The following is a 19,883-nucleotide window of genomic DNA, read 5'->3' on the forward strand; positions in this document are numbered from 1 at the left end:
CATGACCATTTTTAAATTTCCGCAAGATTTTCGCTGGGGTACAGCAACAGCTTCCTATCAAATAGAAGGAGCGGCACAGGAAGGTGGACGCGGGGTATCCATCTGGGATACGTTTGCGCGCACACCTGGCAAAGTATATAACGGAGATAATGGAGATGTCGCGTGTGATAGTTACCATCGGTATGAGGAAGACATCGAACTGATGAAGAAACTCGGGATTAATACATACCGGTTCTCCATTGCCTGGCCGCGTATTATTCCTGACGGAGATGGGGAGATCAATCGGGAAGGTCTGGACTTTTACCACCGCTTCGTGGATGCATTGATCGAGGCTGGAATTGAACCGTTCCTCACACTGTATCACTGGGATCTTCCGCAAACGCTGGAGGATGACGGAGGCTGGGGCAACCGCAGAACTGTGGATGCTTTTGTGAAATATGCCGAAGTGATTTTCAAAGAATTCTCTGGCAAAATCAACTTCTGGCTGACATTCAACGAACCATGGTGCATCGCGTTCCTGTCAAACCTTCTCGGGATTCATGCGCCAGGAAACAAAGACCTGCAGACGTCAATCAATGTTGCTCATGGATTGCTGGTCGCTCACGGTAAAGCCGTTCAATCCTTCCGTCGTTTGGGTACAACCGGACAGATCGGTATTGCTCCAAACGTATGCTGGGCTGAGCCGTACAGCAAATCTCCTGAGGACCAAGCTGCGTGTGACCGATCGATTGCGCTTAATACCGATTGGTTCCTTGATCCAATCTACAAAGGTTCATATCCGCAGTTTATGGTGGATTGGTTTGCAGAAGCGGGGGCTACCGTACCCATTCAGGAAGGCGATATGGAGATTATCTCGCAACCAATCGATCTGCTCGGCATTAACTATTACACGATGGGGATTAATCGCTTCAATCCGGAGGCAGGTGCTCTGCAATCGGAAGAAGTTGATATGGGCCTCACCAAAACCGATATTGGCTGGCCCGTGGAATCACGTGGTTTGTATGAATTTATGCATTACTTGCAAAAATACGGCAATGTGGATGTATATATCACAGAGAATGGTGCTTGCATCAACGATGACCTGGAGAACGGAAAAATTAACGATGATCGCAGGATTTCATATTATGAGCAGCATTTGGCTCAAATTCACCGCATCATTAATGACGGCATTAACCTGAAAGGGTACATGGCATGGTCACTGATGGATAATTTCGAGTGGGCAGAAGGCTACCGTATGCGTTTTGGTCTTGTTCATGTGGACTATCGTTCACTCGTGAGAACACCGAAGGAGAGTTATTACTGGTATCAGAACGTCATCAAGAATAATTGGTTGGAGACACGGAACGAACATAATCCCCAATAGTTTAGGTGGCAGGTTTAAGGGAAAAGCAGGTCCTATTATATATGGTTCCCTTAATGAAGATGAAAAAGACGGTAACATTGGAGTATTCCAATGTGCCGTCTTTTTTTTTGTATTTTTACCGTGGGAAATGAGTAGTTCATAAAGGTTTCATAAGGTCAAGTGCAGTTCCTGTTATGAAGAGACGTTTTTTGGGTTATAAGAAGTATGAGTGAATTGAAAAATGTTTTGTCAACGGTTGAAATCAAAATAAAGTGTCCAAATTGCGAATAAAATTTGAACATTTGTTGACTAAAAATCATACTGATGTGGTATATTGGTATAAGGAAAGCACTTACAAAAAGGGAAAAGGAAGTGTTTACTATGGCATCGAAGACAGCAATGGTCAGCCAATTGGAGCGCAAAGACAAAAATATGCGGCGCGCCGTCTTGACGATGACAGTTCTGGCATGGGTCGCACTCATTACGGGAGTGGTCATGTGTCTGATCAATCTGAACGACTTTAATGATCGTAATCTTGGCTTGATGGTTGGTATTGGATTCCTTGTAGGTAGTGTGTTTATTTACGTTATTGCCAAAGCAATTGGCCTTGTTCATACACGCCGGGAAGACGAAGGCGCCGATTGATTATAATCCTGCGTTAATTCGTTCATAATAAGACTGGATAAGTTCCCGGAATCCAGTCAATAAAGCCCTTTGCGGATTCGTTGACACTGTTCAACGGGACTGCAAAGGGTTTTATTTTGTGACTTGAAGTGTAAAGATTACAATGTGCAAATATCAACCATGCAAGCGATTTGTGAGAAAAAATTCACACATTTAAGGTGTAAAATCGACAAATTTGTTAACAAGAACAAAAAAGTTGTTCATTTCTGATATCTTTAGTAGGAAGAGAGTAGTATACTGATTTTTCAGTATGAGCGAATTTAAGGAGAGGGGATCAAAATGAACAAGAAACCTAGGTCGCTAATCCGGATTATCATTCCGGTTGTCCTGACGTTGGTTACAATTGCATTGATTGTCTGGCCAATGCTGGCAGGCGGACAGTACGTTGTTCTGGATCCGAAGGGGCCAATTGGCGCTTCGCAGAGAGATTTGATTGTCATCTCGACAATTTTGTGTGCTGTCATTATTGTGCCAGTACTCATTTTGTCTGCCGTAATCGTATGGCGTTACCGCGACAAGCCGGATAACAAAGCTGCTTATGAACCTAACTGGTCTCATAGTACGAAGGCGGAGGCAATCTGGTGGACGGTTCCAATCATCATTATTGGACTGCTTGCCATTGTTACTGTTCGTTACACGTATGATCTGGAGCCTTCGAAGCCGTTGGCTCACGAGAAAGCACCAATTACCATCCAAGTGTCTTCACTGGACTGGAAATGGTTGTTTATGTATCCTGAGCAAGGGATTGCAACGGTCAACACGCTGAATATTCCGGCAGACCGGCCCGTGAAATTTGAACTCACTGCGGATTCACCGATGAACTCATTCTGGATTCCGCAACTTGGAGGACAGATTTATACGATGTCGGGTATGGCGATGACCTTGTATCTGCAGGCAGATCATGAAGGCAAGTACTGGGGTTCAGGCGCTAACTTCACAGGTGAGCATTTTGGAGAAATGCGTTTTGATGTGAATGCTACATCGGACGAAGATTTTGACAATTGGGTAGCTGAAGTGAAACAGAGTTCTCAGGCGTTGACTACAGAAGGTTACAAAGCACTGGCTGAACCAGGAACAAGCAATGTTGCTTATTATTCTGCCTTCCCAGAAGGATTGTTCCAAAATATTGTGACCAAGTATGTTGTAGATGGTCAAAGTGCTCACAGTAAGCATGGAAGTTCAAGTGAAGCTTCTGGAGCCATTCAAAGTCCAACCGATGTGTCCAATCAAGATGAGGACAAGAGTGCTAACTAAAGATTCGAAAGGAGGCCCCCAATGTTAGAGAGACTTAAAGAGTTTGCATCGGAGTTTTTCGTAACCGGCGACCCGCTGATCTATGGAGCAGACGTGGCCATCGGTATTACGATGATAACTATCGTAACGGTGCTGACTTATTTCAAAAAATGGGGCTGGCTCTGGCGTAACTGGTTAACTACCGTCGATCATAAAAAGATCGGTATTATGTATATCATTGCTTCCATTATCATGTTGTTCCGTGGTGGTGTGGATGCATTGATGATGCGTCTGCAGCTGGCTATGCCTAACATGGATTTCTTACATCCTGAACATTATAATCAGGTCTTTACAACTCACGGCACGATCATGATCCTGTTCATGGCGATGCCATTTATGTTTGGTTTATTTAACGTTATCGTGCCATTACAGATCGGAGCAAGGGACGTTGCCTTCCCGTTTCTGAATGCATTGAGCTTCTGGTTATTCTTCCTGGGAGCAATGCTGTTTAACCTGTCCTTCGTTATCGGTGGTTCACCGGATGCGGGGTGGCTGAGTTATCCACCTCTATCGGAGCTGTCACACAGTCCGGGGGTCGGACAGAACTTCTATATATGGGGTATACAGATATCGGGTATCGGTTCCCTGGCTACCGGTATCAACTTCCTGGTTACCATCATTAAAATGCGTGCGCCAGGCATGAGATGGATGAAAATGCCGATGTTCACATGGTCGGTATTCTCCACTTGTATCATTATCTTGTTTGCTTTCCCGATCTTGACCGTGACACTTGCATTGTTATTCCTCGACAGGTTTGCCGGGGCGCATTTCTTCACACTTGATCTGGGCGGTAACCCAATGATGTATATCAACTTGATCTGGATGTGGGGTCACCCTGAGGTATACATTGTCGTCTTGCCGGCATTTGGTGTGTTCTCCGAGATTGTAAGTACCTTTTCTCGGAAAAAACTGTTTGGTTACAAGTCAATGGTATTTGCAATGTTAATTATCAGCTTCCTGTCCTTCTTCACATGGGCGCATCACTTCTTCACGATGGGTTCAGGAGCGGACGTGAATGCATTCTTCGCCGTAACTACGATGTTGATTGCCATTCCAACAGGGGTTAAGATATTTAACTGGCTGTTTACCATGTATCGAGGAAGGATTCGCATGGCGACTCCGATGATGTGGACACTTGCCTTTATCCCGTGCTTTATTGTCGGGGGTATGACAGGCGTTCTGTTATCCGTTGCTCCTGCTGACTTCCAGTTCCACAACAGTTACTTCCTGATTGCCCACTTCCACCAAGTATTGATCGGTGGCGTTGTCTTCGGATACTTCGCTGGTTTATATTACTGGTGGCCTAAAATGTTCGGTTTCCAACTCGAAGAGAAACTGGGCAAATGGGCATTCTGGACTTGGAATATTGGTTTCTATGTCTGCTTCATGCCGCAGTACGCTGTCGGTCTGATGGGTATGACACGTCGTCTGAGCACATACGGCTGGGATACTGGCTGGTGGGAACTGAACTTCGTATCCACAATCGGGGCATTCCTGATGGGTGTCGGATTCTTGTTCCAAGTTGCACAAATTGCAGACGGTATTCGCAAATACAAAACACTTAAAGCTTCCGGCGATCCATGGGATGGTCGTACGCTCGAGTGGTCGATTCCTTCACCAGCTCCTGAATATAACTTCGCTGTTACACCGCGCGGAGATGATATCGATGAGTGGTGGGAAGAGAAAGAACGTCGTGCGAAAGGCATTCATCCGCCTGAGCCTGTATATGAGCCAATTCATATGCCGAAGAATTCTTCCATTCCGTTCATCATGTCTGTCTTCTGGTTTGTAGCCGGCTTTGGGTTCGTATTCGGTTGGCTGTGGATGGCGATTCTCGGACTTGCTGGCGTAGGCATCTGTATGATCGCCCGTTCATTCTCTTACGATACGGATTATTACATTCCGGTCGACGAAATTAAGCGTACCGAAGCGTCGTTAAGGGGGTCGGTATAGATGGCTCAAGCAGCCGCTAAGCACGGTGAGAATCATGCGCATGGTCATGACCATGGCCACCATGATCCACAGGAAATGAAAATTCTCGGATTCTGGTTCTTCCTGATTTCCGACGTTATCTTGTTCTCCGTATTGTTCGCAACCTTCATTGTGTTGCGTGACAATTCGGCGGGCGGACCGATTTTGTCCGAACTGATCAAAATGCCTGGCGTTATCGCCGAGACATTTATCTTGCTCACGAGTTCATTTACGAGCGGACTTGCCGTTCTGGCAATGAATCAGGGTAAAGTGAAACAATTGATTAACTGGCTGATTGTTACAGCTGTTCTGGGTGCGAGCTTTATCGCCCTGGAGGTTTACGAGTTTGTTGAGATGGTTCACGAAGGTTTTAGTTACACGACGAGTGCAGCTTCTGGTGCATTCTTCACCCTCGTGGGTACTCACGGACTTCACGTATCGCTTGGTCTGATCTGGATGATCGGACTCATGTTCCAACTGAAAAAACGTGGGATTACCGACGTTACTCGCGGTAAGATCAACGTCATCAGCTTGTACTGGCACTTCTTGGACGTCGTATGGATCTTCCTCCTGTCGATCGTCTATCTCATGGGGGTGATGTAGATGGCAGAGCACAACTCACATGATGCCCACGGCCATGAACAACATGGCTCACTGAAGTCTTATGTCATCGGCTTCATTCTGTCCGTCGTACTGACAATCATTCCACTTGTGGTGGTTTTGAATGACATGATGGGCAAAACAGGAACACTCATTGTGATTCTTGGTACAGCAGCACTTCAGTTTGTGGTTCAACTCTTCTTCTTCATGCATATCCGTGAAACAGAGAAACCACGCTGGAATGTGATGGCCCTTATTTTCGGATTACTAATTATGATGACCATCGTGATTGGTTCGATCTGGATCATGCTTAACAATGCTGTTGCACATTAATTTAATGATGAAAGAGCTTCACGACCTTGGAATTCAAGGTTGTGGGGCTCTTTTTTTTTTAGCAGAAGTTATCGCATATTTTTATGAAAAAAAGTTGTAAATATCATAATAAGTCGTTGATGAGATAATTTACCATTGATACTATTGTCAATATATTCAATATTTTAGCTAAAGCTATTTTAGCAAAATTATTTTAGGAGATGTACCATTGAAAGCTAGGGTAATCCGTTATTATCGTTTTGGCGAACCAAGTGAAGTGTTATGTATGGAAGAAAAAGATGTGATACCCCCAGGCCCCGGTGAATTAGCAGTGAGGATGTATGCTCGGCCTATTAATCCCTCTGATATTATTCCTGTTCGAGGAGCTTACCCGCATCGTACCCGATTACCAGCTGTTCCGGGGTTTGAAGGTGTGGGGATAGTAGAAGCAGTAGGGCCGGAAGTATCCAATCAAATGTTGGGGCGCCGCGTCTTGCCGCTAAAAGGTGAGAATACTTGGCAGGACGTCGTGAAGACCTTGGAGCGACATACGATTATTGTGCCGAATGATATCGATGATCAATCAGCCAGTCAGCTCTATATTAATCCGGTTACGGCTTGGTTGATCTGTACAGAGGTGCTTAAGCTTACGTATGGTGATACCCTGATTGTGAATGCAGGGGGATCTGCAATCGGGCGAATCTTTGCACAGATCTCAAAAATCTATGGATTTAAATTGTTTGCGCTTACGAGAGATGATCGTCATACTGCTGAACTGTATCGTCTTGGAGCAGTTTCTGTTATCAATACAACGAAAGAGTTGCTACAGGATAGAATCGCAGAATTAACAGAGGGGTGCGGTGCTGATGCAGCCGTGGATTGTATTGGAGGGACAGACGGGGAACAGTTGGTCAGTTGCCTTAAGCCAAATGGTACGGTCATCAGTGTAGGATTGCTTTCGGGGATCACACCATTATGGCATGAAGTAACCCGGGGAACACAAGTTCATGTGAAACTTTTCTGGTTAAAGCATTGGGTGGAACGCTGTTCGCAAGAACGCTGGGAACAGGTATTTCATGAGGTGATGGAGCTGGTCAGAGCAGAGAAGCTTGTCATGGCAAACATTGGGGCGACGTATGAACTAACGAATTTACAACAGGCTATTGCAGCGGCTGAATCGGGTATCGAGGGGAAGGTTCTCTTATTACAGTAGTACATAAGACTTGGAAAAAGTCTTAATCTCATTATCACATAAATTACTTTTCGAAAATAAAGGTACACAAAAGATACATAATGAACTAAAATGAACTTATATGAACATTATCAAACTCAATCTCAACTAATTTAAATGACGAAAGGAATGGATTAATAATGGAAAATCGTTATGCTGCACATCCCAATGAAGTGAAAACGTATGATACATCTCGCCTGCGTGAGGAATTTTTGATGGAGCAACTGTTTGCAACCGATGAATTGGTAACGGTATATTCTCATGTGGATCGTTATATTGTGGGAACGGCTGTACCTGAGAGCAAGGACATTACCCTTGAAGTGAACCTGAAGGATATCGGAACGAACTTTTTCCTGGAGCGTCGTGAAATCGGTATCATTAATGTAGGTGGACACGGAACAGTGACAGCGGACGGACAAGGTTATGAGATTGGAGCAAAGGAATGTCTCTACATCGGTAGAGGTGTGAAGGAAGTTGTGTTCACGAGCAGTGACAAGGCTCAACCTGCCCAATTCTATTTTGTATCCACACCGGCTCACCACACCTATCCAACAGTAAAAGCAACACAAGAACAAGCTCAGCCGAATCATCTGGGCAGCATCGAAACTTCCAATGAGCGTACGATCTATCGTTACATTCACCAAGGAGAAGGTGGAATTCAAAGTTGTCAGTTGGTGATGGGTATTACCGAACTCGACAAGGGTAACATGTGGAACACGATGCCTGCACATACCCATAACCGCCGTTCCGAAGTATACTTGTACTGGAACTTGCCTGAAGACGGTGTAGTATTCCATATGATGGGTGAGCCAAACGAAACACGCCATCTGGTTGTACGTGATCGCCAGGCGATCATTTCCCCAAGCTGGTCCATTCACAGTGGTGTGGGTACAAGCAATTACACCTTCTGCTGGGCGATGGCTGGTGAGAACCAGACGTTCGAAGATATGGACGGCGTAGCCATGAAAGACCTGAAATAATAAATTACAGATGTCTGAGTTAAATTGACAGGGTAGACGCTAAAACTCATTCATTTGACTCAGATGGTATAGGAAGTTGATTGTGATGAATCCATTGAAAAGACATGAAAAAATTATGGAGGCTCTGCTGGAGCGCCAGGAAGTAACCGTCAGTGATCTGAGTGAGTTGCTGCAGGTGACTGGGAAAACAGTGCGAGAGGATCTCGACAAGTTGGAGAGTATGGGACTGCTCGTACGTGTCCATGGTGGTGCTATGCTGGCTCAGAATGACCAGTATGGCATCTTGAATAGCCGCGGAGTTACCGAGAAACATCATCCGGAGAAGACGGAGATTGCTGAACGTGCCCTTGCTTACATTCGACCTGGAGATATCGTTGCCCTCGATGGTGGCAGCACCACGCTGGAGATGGCCAAACGTCTCGATAATCAACCGCTGACGGTGGTGACCAATGACCTGTTCATTATTGCGGAGTTGACCAAAAAGGAGCAAGTGCGACTGGTTGTGCCTGGCGGGGCTCGTGTACGGAATATGCTCGTGGGGGATGACACGGCTGCATTTATATCCAGTCTTAACATTCATAAAGCCTTTATATCCACGACAGCCCTTCATCCAGAATTTGGATTATCCATATACACGGGAGATCTGGTTCCTTTAAAAAAAGCAATGATATCTGCCTCGCAGCAAGTATACGGCGTTGTGGATCATTATAAATTCGGACAATTTGCACTGCGAACTTTCGCCCAGTGTTCGGAACTGGACTACATTATCAGCGATAGGCGTTTGGATGAAGAGACGGCTGCCTTATACGAGCAGAGCGGTGTCACAGTGGATTATCAAAGTTAACTTCATTCATTATTCATGGGATTAAAGAACGGACGGCTCTAAGAATTGCATATCAAAACCATGCGGAGGAATCATTCATGAACCCATTTGATTTAAGCGGACAAGTTGCACTGGTGACAGGTACCTCAGGAGGACTTGGACAAGGGATGGCCATTGGTTTGGCAGAAGCAGGTGCTGATGTGGTGCTGGTCTCGTATTCCAAGCCTGCGAAAACGGCAAGTGCCATTGAAGCACTCGGACGCAAAGCCTATGTGATTGAAGCGGATTTAAGTCGTGAAGATGAGTTGTCAGCTGTGTTCGAACAGGCGCTTGGATTCCAGGGCAGAATTGACATTCTTGTCAACAATGCCGGAATCATTCGTCGCACTCCTGCGGCTGATCATGCAGGGCAGGACTGGCATGATGTCATTGGTCTGAACTTGAACACTGTATTTTTCCTAAGCCAATTGGCAGGCAGACATATGATTGAACGCGGAAGTGGCAAAATCATTAATATTGCATCCATGTTGTCCTATCAAGGTGGGATCAATGTGCCAGGATATACAGCCAGTAAACATGGCGTTGCCGGTTTAACCAAAGCACTCGCCAATGAATGGGCAGGGAAGGGAATTCAGATTAACGGTATCGCACCTGGTTATATGGAAACCGATAATACTACCCAGATCCGTGCGGACGAGAATCGGTACCGGGATATTACAGCCCGTATTCCTGCTGGGCGTTGGGGAACACCTGAAGATCTGAAAGGGCCGGTTGTCTTTCTGGCATCTGCCGCTTCGGATTATCTGAATGGTCATGTGCTGAATGTCGATGGCGGCTGGATGGCACGTTAATCGTTTGATCATCGGATTAGCATAAGGAGGCAGTGAGATGAAACTTGGTATTCTGGCGCATACATTTGGCAAACAGCCTACAGCACAGCTTGCGCAGACGATTGCGGATAACGGATTTAATTCCGTACAGCTGGCGCTGGCCAAAGCATTATCAGATGTGGACTCATCGAATGGCAAGCTCAGCCCTGGACTGGCAAATGAGATCGGAGATCAATTTGCACAGCGCGGGGTGAAGATTGCGGTATTGGGCTGTTATATTAATCCGATTGACCCTGATCCGGTAACAAGGCGTGCGGACATTGATCGATTCAAGGAGCATCTTCGTTATGCCCGGGATTTTGGTTGCAGCATGGTAGCAACGGAGACCGGCGGCTTGGACACCTATCAGGATACGCATCCGGATGGATATGAAGAGAAGGCGTGGAGTGTGCTGAAAGAAACGGTTGAGGAGTTGGCTGAGGAAGCGGAGAAATGGGGCGTGCATGCGGCGATTGAACCTGTGTCGACACATACTCTTCATACCCATGAACATATGACACGTTTGTTTGAAGAGATTCCTTCATCGAATCTGGGGATGCTGTTCGACCCGTGTAATCTGATCAAGCAACCACATGCTGCAGATCAAGGGGCTTTCTTGCGCGAGGTGATGGAATCGCTGTATCAGCGCATGATTGTGATCCATGCCAAAGATGTAGCCTTTGATGCACAGGGAGAGAAGTTTAATCCGGTACCTGGGGCAGGGATACTGGATTACCCATTATTTTTTGAATTGCTAAAAACATATAAGCCACATATCGACATTTCACTTGAAGGCGTAACTGCGGAGGAAGCTGTACCTGCGGCCAAACATTTGCGTGAAGTATGGAGTGCAGTTCGGGTCTAACAAAACCCTGGCTTCGGTATTGCATACCTAAGCCAAAGTAGCTGAAAAACCTTTGCGAGGGCAAAGGTTTTTTTAGTACAGAAATAAATAGTATACATATTTAATTTTTCTTATCGGAACAATCGGAAATAAGTCTTTTCAAATGCGACATCTTGTGAGAGAATATGGAAAACATACGCCACCATGCGAAGACATCAGGAACTTAAAGAACGTATATATCGAGGGAGGATTCAGATTTATGTCAAACGAACGTGAGCTTTCATTTGAAACATTGGCAATTCATGCAGGCCAGGAGATTGATCCAACCACCAACGCGCGAGCTGTACCCTTGTATCAGACAACATCCTATGGATTCAAGGACACCGAGCATGCAGCTAACTTGTTTGGTTTGAAAGAGTTTGGCAACATCTATACCCGTCTGATGAATCCAACAACCGACGTGTTTGAGCAACGGATTGCGGCGTTGGAAGGCGGAGCTGGAGCGCTGGCTACAGCTTCTGGTCAGGCAGCCATTACGTTTTCACTTCTGAATATTGCTGGTGCAGGCGATGAGATCGTGTCTTCGGCGAGTTTGTATGGAGGTACATACAATCTGTTCTCGACAACTTTGCCGAAACTGGGTCTGGACGTCAAATTTGTGGATTCCAGTGATCCTGAGAATTTCCGGGCAGCGATTACGGAGAAAACGAAAGCATTGTATGCCGAAACGATCGGTAATCCGAAGGGGAATGTACTTGATATTGAAGCGGTAGCAGCCATCGCTCATGAACATGGAATTCCTTTGATCGTGGATAATACGTTCCCAAGTCCGTACCTGCTTCGTCCAATCGAACATGGCGCAGATATTGTTGTTCACTCTGCAACGAAATTTATTGGGGGTCATGGTACATCCATTGGTGGCGTTATCGTGGATAGCGGAAAATTTGACTGGAAAGCAAGTGGCAAGTTCCCTGGATTGACGGAGCCGGACTCCAGTTATAACGGTGTTGTATATACGGAAGCGGTTGGACCGATTGCTTATATTATCAAAGCTCGTGTACAACTTCTACGTGACTTGGGTGCGACGATCTCTCCATTCAATTCATGGTTGTTGCTGCAAGGACTGGAGACATTACATCTTCGCGTAGAGCGTCATAGTAGCAACGCCCTTGCGGTTGCGGAATTCCTTGAGAAACATGAGGATGTGGCTTGGGTAAGTTATGCAGGCCTGCCGAGTCACGGTTCTTACGAGCTTGCACAGAAGTATCTGCCAAGAGGGCAGGGTGCGATTCTGACCTTTGGAATCAAAGGTGGTGCGGACGCCGGTCGTAAATTGATTGAAAATGTTAAACTGTTCTCTCACCTTGCAAACGTGGGCGATTCCAAGTCACTGATCATTCACCCGGCAAGTACGACTCATGCGCAATTGACCGAAGATGAACAAACTGCCGCAGGGGTTAATCCGGAGTTGATTCGTCTGTCTATTGGCACAGAGAACATTCAAGACATTATCTATGATCTGGAGCAAGCCATCAAAGCAAGTCAGGGAGCAAGTGTAGGCGCATAGATGGCATGGGGTGGATGTGTAAACAATCTCTTAAGCGATATGCCATAAACAGGTCAAATGAATATCAATAGATGGTTAAAGCCGTTGTCCTCCGGGACAGCGGCTTTTGTCTTTTTGAACACGCATTTATGAGTAACCATTGAAAAAAGGCCATTTACAAATGAGGATCACAGGCATATACTGATTAAAAGTTGTATTGGGTAAAAATAATTGCATAAGCACAAAAATGATTATCATTCTCATTCGAGATTATTGTAAAATCATTCACAAAACCATGCTGCTGCGGGATTCCCGCAGCAGCATGTGTCATTTTTAGGGCATTAACAATGGCTCTCATTCTCAATACAACTTCATTTCTGGGAGCGGAAAGGGGCAGCCTCTCATCCGCAAATCTAACATTCGAAAGGATCGTGATTCATATGCAAGTGATACATCAACCTCTACACAGACAGAAACAAGCAGAACAACTCTCATCCCAAACACCCGGCCCCAATCGGGGCAAGAAGCCTGATTTTCGAGCCATGGTGCAGAATAAAGAGATGCAATCAGCATTGGGCAGCGGGCTGTTGATGCTGATTGCTTGGGGAACTGCACCGTATTTTGGTACCTTATCCATCATGCTCTACATTGTGGCGTACGCCGTTGGCGGTTGGACCAAAGCGAAGGAAGGCATCGAGACACTGGTGAAGGACCGCGATCTGGATGTAAACCTGCTGATGATTGCCGCATCCCTTGGGGCAGCAGCCATTGGTTACTGGAATGAAGGCGCGATGCTGATCTTTATTTTTGCACTCAGTGGTGCGTTGGAAAGTTATGCGACAGAGCGCAGTCATAAGGATATCTCATCATTGCTCGCGCTGAAGCCGGAGACAGCACTGCGTATTGAGGATGGACAGATGAACCTTGTGGCTATTGATGATCTCCAGCCGGGTGATCTGCTGTTGGTGAAACCGGGAGAACTCATCCCAGCAGATGGTGTCGTGTACCGGGGGAGTTCTTTTATCAATCAGTCGTCCATCACCGGAGAATCCCTGCCTGTGGACAAAGTTGCGGGGGATGAAGTCTATGCAGGTACGGTAAACGGGGAGGGTGCCTTATACGTAGAGGTTACAAAATCGGCTGAAGGGTCACTGTTTGGCAAAATCATTAAAATGGTGGAAGAAGCGCAGGCAGAAGTGCCGGATTCCCAGCGTTTTATGGAGCGGTTTGAAGGGATTTACGCGCGCATTGTTGTAGGGGTGACCTTACTTGTGATTGCAGGAACTCCCCTGCTGCTTGGCTGGACATGGAATGAGGCATTTTATAAAGCGATGGTATTTCTGGTTGTTGCTTCACCCTGTGCGTTGGTGTCTTCCATCATGCCTGTCATGTTGTCCGCGATGTCCAGCAGTGCGCGCCGTGGCATTCTCTTCAAGGGTGGTGCCCATATGGAGAATATGGCTCGCACGCGGGTTGTGGCTTTTGACAAAACAGGTACATTAACCATGGGCAACCCACAAGTCACTGATATTATTACGTCTGAAAATGTAGATCGCGCCCAGCTCTTAGCTGCGGTAGCGGCAATTGAGAACCTCTCCATGCATCCTTTGGCTCGTGCCATCGTAGATCAGGCGAACATGGAGAACATTACACTTCAGGAAGCGGAGCACGTCCAGGCTCTAACAGGCTGGGGTATCGAAGGAACTATAAATGGTGTGGTCTGGAGCATTGGCAAAACAGATGTACTGGGATCAATGCAGTCAGAGGAGATGAAAGATAGCAACGTTGGTGATCCAGATGAACATGGTGTTAACCATGTGAAGGTATCTTCTGAGTGGGGCGATGTATGCTCCCGTCTTGAGGGGGAGGGGAAAACCGTATCCGTTGTTATGGCTGATGGTGAATTAGTTGGGCTGATCGCCATGCGGGACACCGTACGGCCACAGGCAGCAGCTGCAGTGAAAAAGCTGGAAGCCATGGGTGTAAAAGTTGCGATGTTAACAGGAGATCGGGCCAGATCAGCTTCTGTGATTGCGCGTGAAACGGGGGTAAGCATGGTCTATGCAGACTTGCTGCCAGAAGATAAAGTGAAGAAGGTCCAAGTGCTCCGCAAACAGTATGGTCCTGTGCTGATGGTAGGGGATGGCGTAAATGATGCACCAGCACTTGCAGCAGCTACTGTGGGTATGGGGATGGGATTGTCCGGCAGCGGAACTGCACTGGAGGTCGCTGATGCGGTACTGATGAACGATAACATTGAAGAGATCGCTTGGGTCATTGGGCAGGCTCGTCGAGCTCAGCGTACGGTGAAACAAAATATGTTTTTTGCCATCACCGTTATTCTGGCCTTAATTGCTGGTAACTTCCTCCAAGACGTCGCATTGCCTTTGGGTGTGGTAGGTCATGAAGGCAGTACAATTCTGGTTATTCTGAATGGGCTTAGGCTGCTACGGTAATCAGATTTGAGAGGAAGATGGTTAATTGGTTTCGCTGGTAGTATGCGGCTGGTTGAACGGCTGGCCTGTTAATTATAAAATGTTTGAATATCAGTTGAATGTACTGCCGAACCATGGCATTCGTGCCATTGCGATAGATTTTAGAGGATATGGCTTATCGGATAAGCCTTCCACAGGATATGATTATGATCGCATGGCGGATGATGTTCGTGCCGTTATTGATGATCTGGAGTTGAAAGAAGCGGTACTCGCAGGGTTCTCCATGGGTGGAGCGATCGCAGTACATTACATGGCTCGCCATAAGGGACATGGTGTCTCCAAGCTGGCCTTGTTATCTGCGGCAGCACCTGTGTTCACACAGCGTGAAGGTTATCCGTATGGATTGACTCCAGAGCAGCTGAACGAGCAGATCATTGAGCCGATCTTTGCAGATCGTCCGAAGTTGCTGGAGACGTTTGGCGGCATGTTCTTCGCGAAGAAACACAGCCAGCCATTCATGGATTGGTTCCACGCTCTCGGCATGGAAGCTTCATCTTATGGTACCATTCGCAGTGCAATTGCGTTGCGGGATGAGGACTTGCGAGGTGACCTGAGTTCGATTCAGGTGCCAACAGCCATTTTGCACGGGAAAAAAGATGAGATCTGTCCGTTTGAGTTCGCCGAGCAGATGCACCAAGGCATCGCTTCGTCTCAACTGATTGCTTTTGAAGAGAGCGGTCATGGTGCATTCTATGATGAATTGGAAAAATTCAATTCGGAATTGATTCGTTTCATCCAATCCTGATCAGGAGAGGGCATAATGCCTCTGACAGACGGTCCCAGTAATTTCATGGAATCTTCATTTGTGGCAAAACGAAGAACCCGGTCGACAGTCTTGGACTGTTCGCTCGGGTTCTTTAGTCTTCAATTAAAACAGCTCGGTCAGACCAATCATTGTGATGAGCCCGAGCAAAAAGGACATCGTCGCCACACGTGCATTGCCATCGCCGTGACTCTCGGGAATAAGTTCCTTATAAACAATGAACATCATCGCACCGGCTGCAAAGGCCAGACCATAAGGCACAAGACCAGCTACGAGACTGCTTAATGTGTAACCAATCATAGCTGTAATAATCTCTACCGCTCCGGTCAATGTAGCAATACCCAGCGCTTTGAAGCGGCCAATGTTCTGGTTCACAAGAAAGAGGGCTACCAGGAATCCTTCCGGTGCATTCTGCAATCCGATGGAAAAGGCAATGAGATTGCCCAGGTTCTCATCCGAGCTTGCATAGCTAACTCCTACGGATAACCCTTCTGGCAGGTTATGCATGGTGATGGCTGCAATAATCATGAAGGCTTTGGTTTCAATTTTAAAAGGCATTTTCTCGGGATTCTCCAGATCGACGTGTGGAATCTTCATCTCCAGCACCAGTAGAACCAGGCTACCAAGCATAATACCAAATGCGAGTACAAAGAGATTCGATTGGCCAAGCGCTTCCGGAATGAGATTATACACCGAGGCCGAGGTCATAATGCCTGCGGCGTATGCCAGCAAGATATCACGCAGACGGTGCGATATTTTGCGCATAAATAGAATTGGTACGGCCCCTAGGCCGGTAGACATGGCTGATATAAAACTGCCAATGAGTGCATCGTTCATGCTTCCATTTTCCCTCCTGATGAAGACTTCTTCATAATCGCTGCCGAGCATTGACACCGTACATAAAAGAGATCATAATGAACAACAGATTAGAATGATTATAAATTAGAATTCCGTTTCTGCATAGGGCCATTGTCATTTCACAGGCAGGACTTGTGGACATGATGTAGGCTTTTCGTTCTAGTGTATGCAAAAGCCTAAGCTTTTGATGCCGGAGGGTCTAACCTTTTTGCAGAACCCGGGGGAGGAACTATACATGTATAAATCAATTATTATTGGAACAGGCCCTGCAGGGCTGACAGCAGCAATCTATCTGGCACGTGCCAACTTGAACCCACTTGTTATTGAAGGACCACAACCTGGTGGCCAACTAACAACAACGACTGAAGTGGAGAACTTCCCAGGTTTCCCTGATGGTATTATGGGTCCTGAACTAATGGACAACATGCGTAAACAAGCGGAGCGCTTCGGTGCTGAATTCCGCACAGGCTGGGTGAACAACATCGACATGAGCGAGCGTCCATTCAAGATTCAAGTTGAAGGTATGGGTGAACTCGTATCTGAAACATTGATCCTGTCTACAGGCGCATCTGCTAAATACCTGGGTATTCCTGGTGAAGAAACAAATGTAGGGCGCGGTGTCAGCACATGTGCAACATGTGATGGATTCTTCTTCCGTAACAAAGAAATCATCGTTATCGGCGGTGGTGACTCTGCTCTTGAGGAAGCAAGCTTCCTGTCCCGTTTCGGTTCCAAAGTAACGCTGGTACACCGTCGTGAAGAACTGCGTGGCTCCAAAATCATGCAGGATCGTGCACGCAGCAACGAAAAAGTAGAGATGGCTTTGAACCGTACACCACTCGAAGTACTTGCTGGCGACAACGGCGTAACCGGACTGAAAGTGTTGAACAACGAAACAGGTGAAGAAGAAGTGATTCCGGCAAGCGGCGTATTCGTAGCTATCGGTCATACACCAAACACTGGTTTCCTTGGCGGACAGATCACTACGGACGAACATGGATATATCCTGACTACACCAGGTACATCCGAGACAAACATCCCAGGCGTATTTGCATGTGGTGACGTTCAGGATACACGTTACAAACAAGCGATTACAGCTGCAGGTAGCGGATGTATGGCTGCCATGGACACAGAGAAATACATTGAAAGCTTGGAGCACAGCGCAGTTGTTCTGTAATAGAATGAGCTGATTCCAACCAAACTATAGATTAATATAAAACCATATGAGGTGAATTAAACATGGAAAACGTAATTGTATATACATCAACGAACTGCCCGAACTGCAAATCTGTAAAAACATTCCTGGCTGACAAAGGTATCTCTTATGAAGAGCGCAACATCGAAACTAGCGATGAATTTGCACAACAAGTATGGGACATGGGTGTACGTGCCGTGCCATTGACAGTAATTGGTGAACACCGGATTCTGGGTATGAACAAAACTCAATTTGCCAAAGCATTGGACGCTTAAATCAGGCTAATTACCTGAATCATCATGTATTGAAAGAAATTTTCGATTCATATGCAATTCCGGTTTTCGCGAGCCGTTAGGATATAGAAAGAACCGTACCCGGAAGGGTACGGTTTTTTGTGCATAAGGCAGCATATAATTTAGAAAAAAATGCTCATGAAAGTCTGAAACACAACATATACCAGCACTCCTGACAGCATGTACATGAAACCAGCCTTCTTTTTGCTCTGGAACAATCGGAGTATGCCAAGGCTGAACAGGGGCGCAAGCACAATCAAGAACAGGAGTACGGTGACAAACATTTGCGCCGAGATATCTGAAGTATCCACGTAGGTCACGCTTTTTTTCACTCCGTTTCGTTATCGGAATTAACACAGCTTGATTCACACAGCCATGACAAAAATCACATAACCCCATTATACATCTGGATTTCTTTAACAAAAAGGGAGGAAATGGGGCGAAATGATGTCAATTTTCATCTGTTATTAGACAGACACCCTAATTTTTCCTAAAAACTGGGATATCGCAGAGTAAGCGGCACCAACGCGGGTGGAACGGCTGCCCAGAGCTGCCCATTCAATCTGCAAACTTCGACGGTGATAAGGTAATGTACGTTCCTCGACAACTTGTTTTAACGCTGTTTCAATCCAGGGACCTGCTTCAGAGAGCGGACCGCCAATGATAATACGTTCCGGGTTGAAACTGTTAACGATATTGGTAATGCCAATCCCCAGTTTGCGTCCAATCGTATTGTATAATTCTTGAACAGCATCGTGGCCTTGCTCCGCATGATGAATAAGCTCGCGTGTGGTATGAGCAGGTAATTTTAGCTGATGATCCGGGTGCTCGTAGGCTTTTTCCGATGCGTATAACTCCCAGCAACCACGATTACCACAGGAACAGGGAAGACCTTCTGCTTCAATGGACATATGGCCTGTTTCCCCTGCGTAACCCCACGCACCTTTGTATAATTCACCATCCACCATGATGCCTGAACCAATCCCCACGCCTGCACTGATGTAGATCATGTGACGGACACCGATACCTGCCCCAAAATTCAGCTCTCCATGGGCACCAGCATTGGCTTCATTATCGATCGTTACAGGCAGTTCAAATTCTTCTTCAAGCATCGAGCGCAGAGCTACTTTCTCCCACCCCAAGTTGGGTGCAAACAGGACCGTTCCTGCCTCATCCACCATGCCCGGCACGCCGATGCCAATACCAATTACACCGTGAGGGGAAGGAGGAGCTGCTTCAATGAGCTGTTTTGCCGCCAATTTCAATTGCTCCAGTACAGAGGACACGTCATGATGTTCCAAGGTCACTGCGTACTCTGTAATGATGTGTCCTTCCAGATCTGTAAGCACGCCTTTCAAATGGGTCACACTGAGTTCCAGACCGACTGCATAGCCTGATGTCCCTCGAAACAGCAGCATGAGTGGTTTACGTCCGCCGCTGGATTCACCAGGGCCAATCTCCTGTACCAGGTCATCACTGATCAGATCAGCAACGAGGTTGGAGACCGTCGCTTTGTTCAGTCCTGTAACCTCAGATACCCGCGCCCGAGAGAGGGGAGCGTGACGCCGGATCGTATCGAGCACGATCGACTTGTTTATTTTTTTGACCAGCATCTGGTCTCCGGTTATTTTCATATCGTTAAGGCACTCCTATTCTTCTGATAAAAGGGTTCTGACCCACATCCGAAACAAGTTATTCGACTATTATAGCGTAAACAAGCGTGTAAAAAACAATTTTATTTTTACTTTGTTTAACCAATAGACAAAGTAAATTCGATGTGATAG

Annotated in this window: 19 protein-coding genes; 16 read left to right on the top strand and 3 right to left on the bottom strand. The window is 46.5% G+C overall.

From position 1 onward, the window contains the following. Position 1: 1 nt before the first annotated feature. From QF049_RS27735 to QF049_RS27800, 14 genes are all read left to right on the top strand, one after another. Positions 2 to 1,363 carry a GH1 family beta-glucosidase gene (locus QF049_RS27735; RefSeq protein ID WP_091019252.1) on the top strand — a complete coding sequence of 454 codons (1,362 nt, stop codon included), beginning with the start codon at positions 2 to 4 and terminating at the stop codon, positions 1,361 to 1,363. A 360-nt stretch (positions 1,364 to 1,723) separates the two neighbouring features. After that, positions 1,724 to 1,987, top strand: a complete 264-nt coding sequence (locus QF049_RS27740; RefSeq protein WP_091038518.1) for a hypothetical protein — start codon at positions 1,724 to 1,726, stop codon at positions 1,985 to 1,987. Positions 1,988 to 2,305: 318 nt separating this feature from the next. Continuing rightward, a complete protein-coding gene (gene cyoA, locus QF049_RS27745) occupies positions 2,306 to 3,280 on the top strand; it encodes a ubiquinol oxidase subunit II (RefSeq protein WP_124118138.1) in 975 nt (324 codons plus the stop codon). A gap of 21 nt (positions 3,281 to 3,301) precedes the next feature. Continuing rightward, positions 3,302 to 5,272, top strand: a complete 1,971-nt coding sequence (locus QF049_RS27750; RefSeq protein ID WP_124118137.1) for a cbb3-type cytochrome c oxidase subunit I — start codon at positions 3,302 to 3,304, stop codon at positions 5,270 to 5,272. Continuing rightward, positions 5,273 to 5,893, top strand: coding sequence for a cytochrome o ubiquinol oxidase subunit III (gene cyoC / locus QF049_RS27755; RefSeq protein ID WP_091038523.1), 621 nt, complete (start codon positions 5,273 to 5,275; stop codon positions 5,891 to 5,893). After that, a complete protein-coding gene (gene cyoD / locus QF049_RS27760) occupies positions 5,894 to 6,223 on the top strand; it encodes a cytochrome o ubiquinol oxidase subunit IV (protein WP_307542090.1) in 330 nt (109 codons plus the stop codon). It abuts the gene before it with no gap. A 208-nt stretch (positions 6,224 to 6,431) separates the two neighbouring features. Then, complete coding sequence (locus QF049_RS27765) at positions 6,432 to 7,415, top strand: zinc-dependent alcohol dehydrogenase family protein (RefSeq protein WP_307542092.1); 984 nt, start codon at positions 6,432 to 6,434, stop codon at positions 7,413 to 7,415. 158 nt (positions 7,416 to 7,573) lie between these two features. Further along, positions 7,574 to 8,413 (top strand): 5-dehydro-4-deoxy-D-glucuronate isomerase, encoded by an 840-nt coding sequence (gene kduI / locus QF049_RS27770; RefSeq protein WP_036606918.1) that lies wholly within the window; start codon positions 7,574 to 7,576, stop codon positions 8,411 to 8,413. An 85-nt stretch (positions 8,414 to 8,498) separates the two neighbouring features. Beyond that, on the top strand, positions 8,499 to 9,257 hold the full coding sequence (locus tag QF049_RS27775; RefSeq protein ID WP_124118135.1) for a DeoR/GlpR family DNA-binding transcription regulator: 759 nt from the start codon (positions 8,499 to 8,501) through the stop codon (positions 9,255 to 9,257). A gap of 77 nt (positions 9,258 to 9,334) precedes the next feature. Further along, positions 9,335 to 10,087 carry a 2-dehydro-3-deoxy-D-gluconate 5-dehydrogenase KduD gene (gene kduD, locus QF049_RS27780; protein WP_307542095.1) on the top strand — a complete coding sequence of 251 codons (753 nt, stop codon included), beginning with the start codon at positions 9,335 to 9,337 and terminating at the stop codon, positions 10,085 to 10,087. Positions 10,088 to 10,124: 37 nt separating this feature from the next. Beyond that, positions 10,125 to 10,970 (top strand): sugar phosphate isomerase/epimerase family protein, encoded by an 846-nt coding sequence (locus QF049_RS27785; RefSeq protein ID WP_307542097.1) that lies wholly within the window; start codon positions 10,125 to 10,127, stop codon positions 10,968 to 10,970. 238 nt (positions 10,971 to 11,208) lie between these two features. Beyond that, positions 11,209 to 12,516 carry a homocysteine synthase gene (locus QF049_RS27790; RefSeq protein ID WP_124118132.1) on the top strand — a complete coding sequence of 436 codons (1,308 nt, stop codon included), beginning with the start codon at positions 11,209 to 11,211 and terminating at the stop codon, positions 12,514 to 12,516. Between the two features lie 419 nt (positions 12,517 to 12,935). Further along, positions 12,936 to 14,951 (top strand): heavy metal translocating P-type ATPase, encoded by a 2,016-nt coding sequence (locus QF049_RS27795; protein WP_307543452.1) that lies wholly within the window; start codon positions 12,936 to 12,938, stop codon positions 14,949 to 14,951. 25 nt (positions 14,952 to 14,976) lie between these two features. Further along, on the top strand, positions 14,977 to 15,735 hold the full coding sequence (locus QF049_RS27800) for an alpha/beta fold hydrolase (RefSeq protein ID WP_307542101.1): 759 nt from the start codon (positions 14,977 to 14,979) through the stop codon (positions 15,733 to 15,735). Between the two features lie 123 nt (positions 15,736 to 15,858). Here QF049_RS27800 and QF049_RS27805 read toward each other — a convergent pair whose 3' ends face one another. Further along, positions 15,859 to 16,590: a ZIP family metal transporter gene (locus QF049_RS27805; protein WP_036606933.1), complete on the bottom strand. Its 732-nt coding sequence runs from the start codon at positions 16,588 to 16,590 to the stop codon at positions 15,859 to 15,861. 256 nt (positions 16,591 to 16,846) lie between these two features. Here QF049_RS27805 and trxB point away from each other — a divergent pair, with 256 nt between their 5' ends. Both trxB and QF049_RS27815 read left to right on the top strand, forming a co-directional pair. Then, entirely contained in the window at positions 16,847 to 17,788 is a 942-nt protein-coding gene (trxB, locus tag QF049_RS27810) for a thioredoxin-disulfide reductase (protein WP_036668032.1), read from the top strand. A 62-nt stretch (positions 17,789 to 17,850) separates the two neighbouring features. After that, the gene (locus QF049_RS27815; protein ID WP_036668031.1) at positions 17,851 to 18,081 is read left to right on the top strand and encodes a glutaredoxin family protein; all 231 of its coding nucleotides are present in this window, start codon (positions 17,851 to 17,853) and stop codon (positions 18,079 to 18,081) included. A gap of 140 nt (positions 18,082 to 18,221) precedes the next feature. Here the strand turns inward: QF049_RS27815 and QF049_RS27820 are convergent, their stop codons facing one another. Further along, positions 18,222 to 18,419, bottom strand: a complete 198-nt coding sequence (locus QF049_RS27820) for a hypothetical protein (protein ID WP_053779005.1) — start codon at positions 18,417 to 18,419, stop codon at positions 18,222 to 18,224. A 147-nt stretch (positions 18,420 to 18,566) separates the two neighbouring features. Continuing rightward, positions 18,567 to 19,733, bottom strand: a complete 1,167-nt coding sequence (locus QF049_RS27825) for an ROK family transcriptional regulator (protein WP_307542105.1) — start codon at positions 19,731 to 19,733, stop codon at positions 18,567 to 18,569. Positions 19,734 to 19,883: the final 150 nt, after the last annotated feature.

This window comes from Paenibacillus sp. W4I10 (genome assembly GCF_030816325.1).
Taxonomy (GTDB): Bacteria; Bacillota; Bacilli; order Paenibacillales; family Paenibacillaceae; genus Paenibacillus; species Paenibacillus amylolyticus_B.

What these genes read in the sequence shown, in the direction of transcription:
- QF049_RS27735 (WP_091019252.1), top strand. Translation starts at nt 2, where the DNA reads ATGACCATTTTTAAATTTCCGCAAGATTTTCGCTGGGGTACAGCAACA.
- QF049_RS27740 (WP_091038518.1), top strand. Translation starts at nt 1,724, where the DNA reads ATGGCATCGAAGACAGCAATGGTCAGCCAATTGGAGCGCAAAGACAAA.
- cyoA (WP_124118138.1), top strand. Translation starts at nt 2,306, where the DNA reads ATGAACAAGAAACCTAGGTCGCTAATCCGGATTATCATTCCGGTTGTC.
- QF049_RS27750 (WP_124118137.1), top strand. Translation starts at nt 3,302, where the DNA reads ATGTTAGAGAGACTTAAAGAGTTTGCATCGGAGTTTTTCGTAACCGGC.
- cyoC (WP_091038523.1), top strand. Translation starts at nt 5,273, where the DNA reads ATGGCTCAAGCAGCCGCTAAGCACGGTGAGAATCATGCGCATGGTCAT.
- cyoD (WP_307542090.1), top strand. Translation starts at nt 5,894, where the DNA reads ATGGCAGAGCACAACTCACATGATGCCCACGGCCATGAACAACATGGC.
- kduI (WP_036606918.1), top strand. Translation starts at nt 7,574, where the DNA reads ATGGAAAATCGTTATGCTGCACATCCCAATGAAGTGAAAACGTATGAT.
- QF049_RS27775 (WP_124118135.1), top strand. Translation starts at nt 8,499, where the DNA reads ATGAATCCATTGAAAAGACATGAAAAAATTATGGAGGCTCTGCTGGAG.
- kduD (WP_307542095.1), top strand. Translation starts at nt 9,335, where the DNA reads ATGAACCCATTTGATTTAAGCGGACAAGTTGCACTGGTGACAGGTACC.
- QF049_RS27785 (WP_307542097.1), top strand. Translation starts at nt 10,125, where the DNA reads ATGAAACTTGGTATTCTGGCGCATACATTTGGCAAACAGCCTACAGCA.
- QF049_RS27790 (WP_124118132.1), top strand. Translation starts at nt 11,209, where the DNA reads ATGTCAAACGAACGTGAGCTTTCATTTGAAACATTGGCAATTCATGCA.
- QF049_RS27795 (WP_307543452.1), top strand. Translation starts at nt 12,936, where the DNA reads ATGCAAGTGATACATCAACCTCTACACAGACAGAAACAAGCAGAACAA.
- QF049_RS27805 (WP_036606933.1), bottom strand. Translation starts at nt 16,590, where the DNA reads ATGAACGATGCACTCATTGGCAGTTTTATATCAGCCATGTCTACCGGC.
- trxB (WP_036668032.1), top strand. Translation starts at nt 16,847, where the DNA reads ATGTATAAATCAATTATTATTGGAACAGGCCCTGCAGGGCTGACAGCA.
- QF049_RS27815 (WP_036668031.1), top strand. Translation starts at nt 17,851, where the DNA reads ATGGAAAACGTAATTGTATATACATCAACGAACTGCCCGAACTGCAAA.
- QF049_RS27825 (WP_307542105.1), bottom strand. Translation starts at nt 19,733, where the DNA reads ATGAAAATAACCGGAGACCAGATGCTGGTCAAAAAAATAAACAAGTCG.